Source organism: Exiguobacterium sp. s57 (genome assembly GCF_018617685.1).
Lineage (GTDB): Bacteria > Bacillota > Bacilli > Exiguobacteriales > Exiguobacteriaceae > Exiguobacterium > Exiguobacterium marinum.
Genome location: NZ_JACSKR010000001.1, coordinates 368405 through 380685 on the forward strand (window position 1 = coordinate 368405; position 12281 = coordinate 380685).

Annotated in this window: 13 protein-coding genes and 1 other annotated feature; of the genes, 5 read left to right on the plus strand and 8 right to left on the minus strand. The window is 46.2% G+C overall.

From position 1 onward, the window contains the following. Window positions 1-3 precede the first annotated feature (3 nt). The 6 genes from KNO98_RS01895 to KNO98_RS01920 form a co-directional block, all read right to left on the minus strand. The gene (locus KNO98_RS01895) at window positions 4-1227 is read right to left on the minus strand and encodes an MFS transporter (protein ID WP_214698505.1); all 1224 of its coding nucleotides are present in this window, start codon (window positions 1225-1227) and stop codon (window positions 4-6) included. Between the two features lie 67 nt (window positions 1228-1294). After that, window positions 1295-1548: a binding site (T-box leader), on the minus strand. Window positions 1549-1757: 209 nt separating this feature from the next. Next, window positions 1758-2162, minus strand: a complete 405-nt coding sequence (locus KNO98_RS01900) for a nucleoside 2-deoxyribosyltransferase (RefSeq protein WP_214698507.1) — start codon at window positions 2160-2162, stop codon at window positions 1758-1760. A gap of 18 nt (window positions 2163-2180) precedes the next feature. Beyond that, window positions 2181-2465: a hypothetical protein gene (locus KNO98_RS01905; RefSeq protein WP_214698509.1), complete on the minus strand. Its 285-nt coding sequence runs from the start codon at window positions 2463-2465 to the stop codon at window positions 2181-2183. Next, window positions 2458-2928, minus strand: coding sequence for a helix-turn-helix transcriptional regulator (locus tag KNO98_RS01910; RefSeq protein WP_214698515.1), 471 nt, complete (start codon window positions 2926-2928; stop codon window positions 2458-2460). The genes KNO98_RS01905 and KNO98_RS01910 overlap by 8 nt, the downstream gene beginning before the upstream one ends. Window positions 2929-2957: 29 nt before the next feature. Next, window positions 2958-3254 (minus strand): hypothetical protein, encoded by a 297-nt coding sequence (locus KNO98_RS01915; RefSeq protein ID WP_214698517.1) that lies wholly within the window; start codon window positions 3252-3254, stop codon window positions 2958-2960. A 99-nt stretch (window positions 3255-3353) separates the two neighbouring features. Further along, window positions 3354-4559: a cation:proton antiporter gene (locus tag KNO98_RS01920; RefSeq protein ID WP_214698522.1), complete on the minus strand. Its 1206-nt coding sequence runs from the start codon at window positions 4557-4559 to the stop codon at window positions 3354-3356. Between the two features lie 118 nt (window positions 4560-4677). Here KNO98_RS01920 and KNO98_RS01925 point away from each other — a divergent pair, with 118 nt between their 5' ends. The 5 genes from KNO98_RS01925 (at window position 4678) to KNO98_RS01945 (ending at window position 8052) form a co-directional block, all read left to right on the plus strand. Next, entirely contained in the window at window positions 4678-5046 is a 369-nt protein-coding gene (locus KNO98_RS01925) for a PH domain-containing protein (protein ID WP_026825996.1), read from the plus strand. Window positions 5047-5145: 99 nt separating this feature from the next. Beyond that, window positions 5146-5826 (plus strand): LPXTG cell wall anchor domain-containing protein, encoded by a 681-nt coding sequence (locus KNO98_RS01930; protein ID WP_214698524.1) that lies wholly within the window; start codon window positions 5146-5148, stop codon window positions 5824-5826. 6 nt (window positions 5827-5832) lie between these two features. Then, window positions 5833-6501 carry a hypothetical protein gene (locus tag KNO98_RS01935; RefSeq protein ID WP_214698526.1) on the plus strand — a complete coding sequence of 223 codons (669 nt, stop codon included), beginning with the start codon at window positions 5833-5835 and terminating at the stop codon, window positions 6499-6501. Window positions 6502-6603: 102 nt separating this feature from the next. Further along, on the plus strand, window positions 6604-7062 hold the full coding sequence (locus tag KNO98_RS01940; RefSeq protein WP_256442695.1) for a GNAT family N-acetyltransferase: 459 nt from the start codon (window positions 6604-6606) through the stop codon (window positions 7060-7062). 9 nt (window positions 7063-7071) lie between these two features. Beyond that, a complete protein-coding gene (locus KNO98_RS01945) occupies window positions 7072-8052 on the plus strand; it encodes a Gfo/Idh/MocA family protein (RefSeq protein ID WP_214698533.1) in 981 nt (326 codons plus the stop codon). A gap of 139 nt (window positions 8053-8191) precedes the next feature. Here the strand turns inward: KNO98_RS01945 and KNO98_RS01950 are convergent, their stop codons facing one another. After that, window positions 8192-11578 (minus strand): dynamin family protein, encoded by a 3387-nt coding sequence (locus KNO98_RS01950; protein ID WP_214698535.1) that lies wholly within the window; start codon window positions 11576-11578, stop codon window positions 8192-8194. Between the two features lie 16 nt (window positions 11579-11594). Next, window positions 11595-12215: an NAD(P)-dependent oxidoreductase gene (locus KNO98_RS01955; RefSeq protein WP_214698537.1), complete on the minus strand. Its 621-nt coding sequence runs from the start codon at window positions 12213-12215 to the stop codon at window positions 11595-11597. Between the last annotated feature and the right edge of the window lie 66 nt (window positions 12216-12281).

Below are 12281 nucleotides of genomic sequence, written 5' to 3' on the forward strand. Positions count from 1 at the left end.
GAATCAAGACGCTTCTTCAATTTGATTTTGAGTGAAATACTCCCGTTTCGAAGGATCGCGAATGACGTACAACGTATAACAACCGATTAGGAAGAAGACAATCGAGAATGCGAGATAGACTGGGCGAATCCCGATTATTTCGGCAAAGAGTCCAATCCCGAATGTAAGCAGGATGACGAATAGCGACTCTGCCACATTGATGACACCAGAGAACCGGCCCATGATTTCGACAGGAACATGGTGTTGATAGAATGACAAAAATCCGGTATTGGCGAACGCAAGCGCGAATGTCAGGACAAAAAATCCAACCGAGGCCATCATGAATGACGATGAACTTGCGAAAAGAAGATAGCCGACCGGTGTCATGATTGCCCCGAATCCAATACAAAACGATAAGGATAAACGGTGACTCCATCTTGAATTGATGAGTGACCCAACGATAATTCCAATCCCAGCGATACTGACGAGAAATCCATATCGGCTCTCAGACAAGTGAAGGACTTGGGTCGCAAATGACGCTTCCAACGAATCGAGTCCAGACATGAAGATGGTCATGAGACAGAACAATCCATAAATGAGCGTCACATATCTGGCATTCGAAGCGAATCGGATAACGACCTTCCAATCGTCAATAATCATCCGAATAGAGAATGGTTCAACAGACGCTTCTACTCGAAGATGAGATGGAAGGCGCGACAGCATACCAACCGAGACGATGAGTGCGAACGCGTTCACGAAAATTGCAGTTGTTGGACTCCCAACTAGGAAGAGTAGTCCGGCAATTGTTGGACCTAAAATAAACCCGGATGACTGCACAAAGTTCTTCATCGCATTGAACTTTTGGCGATTCGAGGCAGGTACGAGTCGCGTCATGTAGACCAGACTCGATGATTCGAATAACGAGCTCATAATGTTGAGGAGAAAGACAATCCCGTAGATGACCCACAGGGACTCGATCCAACCTAAACTGAATACGAGGCTCGCACGTAGACCATCCAGTAACATCATCAGGCGTCTCGTATCGACCCGGTCAATCAGGCTACCTGACCAAAGATTCGAGATGAGCGAGACGAGCGGGACTAATACATAGAGAATCGAGACGGCGAAAGGGGATCCCGTCATCTCAAGTACAATCAAGTTGAGCGCAATAAAGTATACCCAGGCACCGAGATTTGAGATTCCGACACTGACGAGCCATAGCGCAGAGGTTTTTCGAAACGATTTCAAGCGTATCACTCCTTCTATTTTTGATCACTTTCGGAACGAAAAAAAATCCCACCCCCAAGAACGAATTCTTGGGGACGAGATTCTCATCGTGGTGCCACCCCTGTTCGTCCGCACGTCACCGCACGAACCTTGTTCGGTACTGCCGAACGAGTCGGACTATACCTCAACTCTATAACGGGAGTGCCCGTCGCCATATCCCTCGGGGTGAGTTCCATAGCGCTGCTCGGAGTCTTGTTTCGACCAATCCTCTTTACCCCTTTTCACCGGACGGGGCTCTCTACGAAAGATTCATTGATGTACTGTTCTCTTCATCGCGTTTATCAGATCATTTTCGTAAGGATAGCATATTGAAAAAATATTGGAAACAACATTTTGGAGAAATATGTATCTCGTGCGAAATCTCTCCTAGGATATTCGAATCTTGCTTTAATTGGTAGTCAGATTCAATAGTTCGGCTCAACTGAACAAGCATTTCACGGAATGGGTAGGCTGCACCCCGGCTCGATTCCGTGAGAATAAAGGGCATCAGCTCAAACGTGATTAGAGAGCTTCAATCGATCTTGAATTTGGTGGGGGAGGGCGTTGAACGGTCCCTTCAAGTGTTGTACCGCATCCACATGATAAAACGTGCTCGTCTCCTTCATATTCATCATCTGGTCACCCAAATCGTATAGGAAAACGTGTTTATTCATCCCGAGAGCAATCCCGAGTTCAACATGTGCGCCTTTACCTCCAGGCAAGAGGATGACGACGAAGTCCGCTGATTGAATTCCAGAAACCTCCTCTTCGCCAATCGAGCGTAACGCATCAATTGAAGCGGCGCGTTCGTTTTGAGTCCAGTCATACGTGTGGGTGTGGCCGAGCGCAATCAGCTCATTACACATGAACCGTACTTCTTCGATATTTGAAAAGCTTGAACCGACATAAAATCGCATGTGAAAACCTCCAATTCGTTATAGATGATTCATCTGGTAAAGAGCCACTTTATAAAATAAAATGATCAACAAGCAGCAAAGTACAAGGAAAGAAATCACGCTAATCAGTACAAATTTCATCAAAGAAAGTGGAACGTATGATTGAATCAAGCGTGTCATATAAATCGACGAGAGAACGAGTAAGACGATTGTGCCGATAAACCAAATGGAACCAGTCATTACATTCGGAATCAGCCAAAAATAGGCGATTGTCATCACGATTAGACACAGAGTGACCATTAAATCTTTAGGTTTTTTAGTCATCTAATCCCCCTCGTTGATGTTCCAACTTCAACCGCACCTGTTCGGCATCCTCTGCATCAAACGTGCTGTACCATCTCACATACTCATGATCGATGACGCGGTAATGACCGCTGATGATGTTTTGTTGCAGAATATAGAAGGGACCTTCCTCAATTGCATGCCAAAAGACACGTCCTCCGAGCGTCTTTTCTTTCGGCTCGTATGTGTTCTCGGTTGCGATCAGTTTGACGAACTCGACCGGATCGTCACCAATCAGATGTATGAGAACCTCACTCTCATTGAACAGCGCGCATAGCGTTACAACCGTCGACCAACTCGCTTCATTCCGCTCTTTCTCGATTTGGATGAGCGTTTTTTTGGATATGCCGAGTAAGTTCGCCATCTCTTCCTGTGAATGCTGGGATTCGATACGAATCAATTTCATTTTTCGAGAGACTTGTCCAATAAATTCGGATTTTTGCATAAGCGCTCCTTCCTTCCTGTTTGTCTGAATTACAGCGTCGCTGAGCTAATGAAAATCAAGATCCACGAGATTCCGAGAAACACGGTGAATAAAAAGAGACAAACGATGACATAACAGCAAATGTATTGCCAATAGGACAACCGTTTCGATTGATAAAAATGGTATGTAAAACTGAATGTCGCAATGCCGATGACTAAGAAAGCGGCGAGATCCCAGATGATTCCGACTTTCAAGAACGATGGAGTAAGATATGATGCAACAAGAGCAAGTACAACCGTCACCACTCCAGTAGAAATAGCAGCGGATGGTGTTGAAGTATTTTCCAACATAATCACCTCCTAGTATATTACAAGTGTAATTTTACACTAAAAGTGGACAATGTCAATTTCAGAATCTAAAAAACCCTTCTCTAAGGAAGGGTTCCGTCACTCGTCATGTTTATTCGTTAAATAGGTCGTCAATGGGTAGACACCGATGCTTTGTAAGATTAGGGAGAGTAAAATGACGGCGAATGCGAGGGATATCATTTCGCTCGACCCGTCAATATTTTCTGCCTCTAGCCAGAGCACGAGGGCAATCGACATCGTTCCTTTGATTCCCGACCATGTGAGTAAGGAAGTCGCCGTTAAATCGTCTTTAAATTCCTTACGCCAGACGGGGACCGAATAGACGAGACCGCCGACGACGATGAACCGAGTCACGATTGAAAGCAGGAATAAAAGAACGGCGAACGTCCAAAGAGATACGGACAAGTATTCCGTTGCCTCGATTCCAATCAATAAGAACAAGAGGGCGAGCAATATGGGAATGACGATATCCCAGAAACCATCTAGATGACGCTGGACCGATTCGTAATCCGCTTTTGTTCCGAGTTCGTGGGACAACATCATACCTGCTGTCACCGTTGCGAGTACACCAGACACTTCTAGCGCATCGGCAAGATAGAAGGCGCCATATGCAGTCACGATCGTCAACATGACGAGCTCATGCTTTTTAAAGCTGACAATCATCAATTTTTTAAGTAAAAATCCAGAAATGAAGCCAATGCCGATCCCACCAGCAGACACAATCAAAAAATCAGTTAAAAAGCTGAGCGTGGAGAATCGTTCTCCAGTCGCGAACATACTGAGAAAGATTGTGAAGATGACGACACTCGTCCCATCGTTCACCATCGATTCGCCTTCGACGACGTCCGCAATCCGCTTCTCCCCTTTACTCCGTTTTAAAATCGCAGTCACGGAAACGGGGTCGGTCGGAATCAAGATGGACGCTAATAAGAAGGAAGCGGTCAACGTGAGCGGGGTGAAGAGCTCGCTGATCCAAAACGTGCCATATCCCATCAAGATGGCGGTCAAGACAAGACCGACCGTACTCAATATCGCGATGATCCCAAAGTTATCTTTCAAGTCGTTATACTTAAATTGATAGGCCGACGTAAAAAGTAAAGCCGGCAGGAACACTTCAAAAATCATATCTTTCGTAATGAATACGGAATCAAAGAAAGTGATATAAGATAGTCCAATCCCAATCAAGACCAAGATGACCGGGACAGGGAAGTAATTTCGTTTGGAATCAATCAAATAAATGAGATAGCCAATGAGTAGTAATGTGATGACTTGTTGCGCGATCATGACGACGTCCTCCTCTACATCAACATGCTATACACTATCTTCCCATTCAAGGTCTAATCAAACGAGAATTGTGGAATATAGGGGATAGTACATTTAATTTACTCAGGGAGGAATCAACATGGGAAACCCGATTGGAGATTTATCTTGGACGTTTTATTCGGAGTGTGAGGTTCCGAGTGATATCACGGAGTCATTCATCGACGGGGAGCGAGCGGTCGCTGCCTATAAGACAGTACGTGACGTCGCTGTCTTCACGAACAAACGTCTGATTGTGCGCGACGCGCAAGGACTCACGGGGAAGAAGATTGAAGTCTACTCGCTTCCGTACGACTCGATTAATATGTACTCGACGGAGAATGCAGGAAGAATGTTTGACTTGAACTCCGAGGTTCAATTGTTCACCCGTTCCGGTACAATTAAAATCAATCTGAATAAAAAAGTGGACGTGCGTAAGTTCGACCGACTGCTCGCAGAAGCAATTTTGTAATACAGTGGACCGAGAACTCTCGGTCTTTTCGTTTGGATTTTTCTGACAATCTCTTATCATACATGATACGATCATACATAATGTGTGACGGAGGTTACGATGCGATTTACAACCCGATTATTGATGATCATGCTCGGCATTTTGATGTTGGTGACTGGATTTATCCATCTGGCTCGTCTATTTTGGGAATGGTTTCACGACCCGACAGACGGTGGAATTATACTACGTTTTTCTGGGAAAGATGGTGTTAGCGGCGACGCATTTGATGGGAAGTTCCGTAAGTGGAAAGATGATGATCTTCAACTCTTAAATCATGACTTTCTAGACTATACATTCGGATCAGGTGGGACGGTAACAGAGACGGGAAATTCAGTCTGGATGTGGTTCCTTATTGGAGGCTTGATCGTTCTCCTGATTTTGACGCTCAGCATGCTACGTAAAAGAAAGGGTGTCGTCTCGACCATTGATTCCTCAAGAAACAGTGTGAAACGGGGAAACAGAACGACGAAAGCAAAAGGTTTTGTAGAACCCAGTGAGATCCAATGGACCGATAACGCGATTCGGAATGCGCTCATCCAGTTCAATTTGGATTTGCCGATTTCCTTAAGACACCAATCGAATGAGACGGTGTTGGATTGGTTCAAGCGGATCGGTGTGGAAGAGGTGGACCTCTCGCCTTATTGGAAATCAAGATATATAGACGAAGTGGTGAGTGATGAAGAATCTAGACGGTTTCGAGAGGCATTACATTTCAAGCGATTGGAAGACGGTAAGGGGTGATTGTGTATGAACGATGAAATAGAGGTGGTTGATTCCGATACGCGCAAGTCAATGGGTTCAGCTCGTTTGGTCAAGTCCAATCATCATTTCTACATCCATTGGAATGGGTTGATCATGGACTTCAATCGACATGAATATGTGGCGGGTATTCGAATCATTGACGAGAATCACTTGTTCATCTGGGCGTTTACGTTGGAAGGAGAACCAATCAATGCGTGGGTGCTAGATGTAGACGGCGACATCAAACATTCATTTCACGCAGGTAACGCGATTGAAGCGGTTGAGATCAATGATACCGGGATCTGGGTTGGTTACGGGGACGAGGGCATCTTTGGAGAAGGGATCTCGACCGAGGCTCTCGTCTGCTTCTCAAAAGAGGGAACCGTACGTTTTCAATATAATCAAGAGGTCAGAAAGGCCCCAGTTCTTCATGACTGCGACGTGATGTGTACGTCAGAGAAGGGGGTATGGGTCATCTCTTCAATCGATGGTCGTCTCGTTCATGTCCATGCGAACGGGTGGATTGAAATATATCCGATGCCACGTCATCTCCTTGACTGTTCCTCGTTGACAATTGAAGACGGTGTAGCCTATGTCGAGAAAGAAGGACAAATTTATCGTTGGCCTTTTAAGGAGAAGAAGCGTGCCGAAGTCTTTCAGAATGATAACAAATGATAAGAGAGTATTTTAGCTCACTATATATTTCAAATACCGTATTTAATACCTAATTATATGTAGACAGAGAAGAATTAAATGATCTTACCAATCCATTCTAATATGCAAGAAGACATTCGCAATTTTTTTGTTGAACAATGGGGTTCAGCTCAAATGGTCGTCTCCTCGGGAACCTACGATTGTACAGAGCTCGGAGGATTTGTCTACATGAAATCAAATCAAATTCACGGTCTTGTTACATATGTTATGCGGGATGAGGAAATAGAAATCATATCTCTTGATAGCCTGATGGAGAATTGTGGGATTGGCTCTCGCTTACTCCAGACTGTTGAAGAAATTAGTATGAAGCATGGCGTTAAGCAATCAATTGTCATCACAACCAATGATAATTTGAGAGCACTCGGCTTTAATCAACGTCGTGGCTATCGTCTAGAACGAATCATTCATGATGCGGTGACGAGAGCAAAAAAACAGAAATCGACAATCCCACAAGTCGGATATGATAAGATTCCTTTATTGGATGAAATCCTACTCATCAAAAATCTGAAAGAACAGAAATGAGGAATTCACATGATCCGTTTTGGTATCATTGGTACAAACTTCATCACAGACTGGTTTATTGAAACCATCAATCAGTTGGATGATGTAGAAGTGACAGCACTCTACTCGCGCACGGAGTCGCGTGCTAACGAATATGCAGAAAGTCACTCCATTGTACATACGTTCACATCACTTGAAGCGATGGCGCAGAGTGATGTCATCGATGCGATCTATATTGCGAGCCCGAACTCGCTTCACGCCGAACAGAGCATCTTGTTCATGCAGCATGGCAAACACGTCCTGTGTGAAAAGCCGCTCGCCTCGAACGTTCAGGAAGTCACCCGAATGATTGAAGTCGCGAAGGAGAACCAGGTCGTCTTACTTGAGGCACTCCGTAATCTATTCATGCCGAACTTTGAACGGGTTCAACAGGCGATGGAGCGAATCGCTCCGGTACGTCGGGCCGTCTTCAATAAATCACAGTATTCTTCCCGATACGATTTGTATAAACAAGGGAAAAATCCGAATACATTCAATCCCGATTTTTCGAACGGGTCATTGATGGACCTTGGCGTCTATTTACTCGGTCCCGCCTTGAAATTGTTCGGTCAACCGAATGACGTCCAGGCGAGCGGTGTCAAACTCGAATCTGGAGTGGACGGAAGCGGGACGGTCATCCTTTCCTATGATGACCTTGATGTAGTGGTCATGCACTCAAAGATCCATGCGACATCGACGCCTTCTGAGATTATCGGGGAAAAGGGACGCATCATCATCGATGATATTGCGACGTGCGATGATGTCCGTCTAGAGTTACGGGATGGCACATCAGAAATCATATCAGAAGCGCAGAACGCTCCGATGTCATATGAAATCGAAGCGTTCGTCCGAGCAATTAAAGCGGAGGATACAGAAACGGCTGTGCACTCAGCGACCGATATGATTCGCTTAGCTAATGTGATGACGACCGTGCGCAAACATGTTGGTGTGGTCTATCCAGCAGATAAATAAATATAAAACAGTCCTTGATGTCGTCTGCACATCAAGGACTGTTTCCATTATTCTTTGTTCAAATAGAGATACCTTAGAAACAATCCCAATACAATCGTCATGACGACAGCGGGGATGAGTCCGATTAATAGTAACGTACTCATACGGTTTCCTTTCTGAGCGTCTCGAGTCGTTCACGCATGTCATCAAAGGATTGACTATCCGTCAACATACTGAGCTCTGCAGCGGCGAGTTCTTTCACTTGGGTTGACCAATCTTGTTCAATATCGACTTCAGCTTTACTGATTTCATTGTTGGCCCGCTCGAGCTGTTTCTTATGAATGCTCTCGAGACGAGTGCGAATCATGTCACGGAGGAGTGCCGTCAATTCATCCTTCAGTTGCGTCCGACCCTCTCCCTCGAAAAATTGACTCGCATTCTTATAGCGCTTCAACACCGACTGATAAGGTGGTGTCTCGAGATGAATCGGTTCGACAGCCTCTCTTAGCCATGCCACGTCGAGTTCACGGTCGAATTCAAGCGTCGGAAGGAGAGATGCTTGACGTTCGGTCAACCGTTCGACCAAGGCGAGGAACTCACGTTTAACGTATCGCTCTAACCTATATTGAAACACTTGGAGCTCTTGTTGGATGTCATAGGCGTATTTATCGAGTGTACGTCCGAGGGCACGCTCCAGGCTCTTCCTCGACCCGTCGACCTCGACCGGGTGGAACGTCTCTTTGACGAAGTCTGAGAGGCGGAGAAGCGAACGGGTCTCGAGGTGGGCGAGGAGTTCTTTCGCTTCCCGGTCAAACAAATCGATGAGTGCTGATATATCGAGTGCAGGCGGGTTCTCGAGTAAAGCAATCAATTGCTGGCGACGATGTTCTTTCGCCGACGCGTCTTCTTTCGCTTCGTTCAATACACGATCGAATGTAGCGAGTAGCGCTGTCGTTTCTTCCTGTATACGCATCGCGTTCGCGAGACGAAGGTCTTTGTCGACATAGCGTTCAAGCGTCGAGACGAATCGGTCGAATCCCGCGTCATCCCCTTGCATGGCGTTTCGGCTTGAGATGGGGAGAACGGTCGGTCGTCGGACACCGAGCGCGGTCAACTGTTGCGAAACATAGCTTGTGACCGCATCCCGTTCTTCGTCATCTGTCGCAAGATCGGACGCGTTCACGAGGAAGAACATCTCATGGTCTCCGGTCCCTTGAACACGACCGAGCTGGATGACGAGCTCTCGGTCCGCTTCCGTGAACGCATGATTATAATACGTGACGAACAAGACAGCATCCGCGTCACGCATGTAACCGAATTGAACCTCGCTGTGTCGGTTGAACTGTGAATCGGCTCCTGGTGTGTCGACGAAGACGATGCCGCGTCGCGCCCACGATGAGTCGAGGTACAGTTCAATCTCTTTCACGATACAGCTTTTCTCTTCTTGTGCGACGAACGCGCAGAACGTGTCATAGTCGACGGTCTCCATTTGCCCGAGATAATCGAGCGGTGCTGATTTAACAGCATTGACGAATGGGTGATCGACATCGAGTGAGGCGAGGGAAGTCCCATAACCTTGTAACTCTTCCTCAAGTTCATCTCGTGACTTGAAGGTGATCATCGCCGTTCGATTCGTCCGACCATCTGGCGGTACGATTTTTGTGATCGAAGCCGTCAATGGGTTCGGTGAGGTCGGTAGAACCGTCTCCCCGAGAAGGGCATTGAGGGTCGAAGATTTTCCGGCCGAAAACGCACCGAAGATGGCAAACGTATATTGTTCATGCTTCGCACGCTCGATTTTTTTACGAAGGGTCGTCACACGGGAGCGGAATAAAGGATGACTCTCTAATATTTCACATACCGTATTTTCATAAGAAAAATTAAAATCAAATAAATCATAATCATCTTCTAATATCGATGTCGATGCAACCTCTGATTCAACAACATTCGACTGTTTTTCAGGAAGGTACGTCGCGTCGACATAGTTTCGAACGGCCAACTGATCTAACTGATCTGAATCAAGTTGTAACGTTTCATATTTATCGATTGCATGTAGACGATTTATGAGGCGTAAACGTAATGCTTCATTATCAAGTGCCTCATATAATTCGTCTTCTTCAGTCGAAAATTGTTCCAAGCGCATGTCGACTTCCGCTTTCATATACGTATCCGTCGAATGGACCCACGGTTCTGATACTTTCGTGACCCATGACGCGAGGGCGGTTTCGATGTCACGGCTAAATTGTAAGACGGTGTCGCCGCTGAGGGATGCACCGGACTTCACTTGATTGGTGATGAGTGAGCTCGGTGCAATCGGAAGGACATCTCCTTTTGGTAGCAACGTTTCAGGAAGCTTCAAATCTCGGATGATATCTTCCGCGTACTTCACGAGATGTGGGCGCAAGTTCATGTCAATCAAACGGTTGAACTCTTTGACCGCCACTTCCTCACGACGAGCTCGTTCTTGCTTCGTCTTCTCTTTTGAGAATAAGAGACCGACCTTGAAGGACGGGGCACAACTCTCGAGATAGGACCGCAACAACTCACGGAACTCATAGGTCATGATCGGTGCACTTTCTACGATTGGTGCCTGATGTTTGAAGAATTTGCGACGGAATGATGTCCACCATGCCCGTTTCTTCTCTAGGCGATGTAGACGTGACTGCATTTCCTTCGGACTCTTTTCATAAGTTGGCAATTGATCCAACGTCGATTGAATCGATGTTTCGTTACGGCGGACTAGCGTATGAATCAATGCATCAGCATGCTCGACTTGTTGCTGTTTCGATTCTTTGATGACTTGTCGAACATACGACCGCAAGCGCTCGACTTCGTTATAAGGGTGCTGTACATCACGAAGTGAAATATAGAATGTATCGTTCGGGACGATGTCATGATGACGGAACGCCTTCGTCAATGACGCTTTGAAGTCTACAAAGGAGAGCTCCCCTTCGTCATGCTTGTCGATTTGGTTAATGATGATGGAGTAGGGACGACCTTCCCGGCTAAATTGTTTCATCAGCCCGATGTTTTGTTCCGATTGGACATGATTGTAGTCCATCATGAAGAACAGGTGATCTGCCAAGAAGAGCGAGCGCTCCGTCGCTTGGCGATGTCGTTCATCCGTCGAGTCAATTCCTGGCGTATCCATCAATACGACGTGTTCATCAAATGGAAACCGGTCAATCGTATACTCGACTTCCTTGATTTCCTCGACTTTGCAATAGTCACTAATATTTGATAGGGAAGAAGAATCTAATGAAATCCAATCCATATTATTAATCGCAACAGCTGCCGCTGATTCGCCACCTCGTAATGTGACGATATTCGCACTCGTCGGAATCGGACTTGTCGGAAGAAATCCTTCTTCTAGCCAGTCGTTGAGCAATGTCGACTTCCCGGCTGAAAAGTGACCACAGACAGCAATCCATACTTCTTCATTCGTTACCTTTTGAAGGGCGGTGCGGGCGAGTCGGGCAGCATCCGTCATCTCCTCTTGTTCAAACGTTAAAGCGAGTCTTGCTAATTGTTCTCGTTGTTCGTGCATGTTTCCCATCCCCTAATTATGATTCCGTCGTGATGCCGACACGGTGTCTGACATAGTCATCATTCGTGAAACAATCTAGCACCAACTCGGCGACATCGTCTCTCGAGATCGGACCTGATTGTTTCGTGCCTAATACCTCTTTTGAGACGATGATGTCTCCGTTCGATGGCTCATTGATCAGTTGAGTCGGACAGATGACTGTGAACGCCAATCCGGAATCTCGTAATAACTCATAAGCCCGCGCATGATCTTCGGCTGCGGTTGTCATCGAACGCTTCGATTCTTTCGTTTCAAAGCGATAGTTGTCGCTGTCATGTGCCTTCAAGATGCCGGCGGTCCCGACTGTGATGATGCGTGTTACGTTAAATTGTTTCATCGCTTCGATCACGAGTGGTGTGAAGGTTGATAACACGTTTTGTTTGTCCGTCCCTAATGCTGAGATGACGACATCTGCAGATTGAACCGTTTCTAGTACTGCTTCATGGTCCGTCGCGTCTCCGATGATTTCATGAAGACCTTCCTTAGAATCGATTGAACGTCTCGATAAAAGTTTGACACTATGCCCTTGATTCAATAAGCGCTCAAGTATCCGTTCCCCTGTACGGCCACTTCCGCCGAATAAAGCAATTGTTGACAAGTAAACCCCTCCCCATCAAGATGAAAGAAATATCCAACGCCATCATAACACGGAAGCGTTCACAAA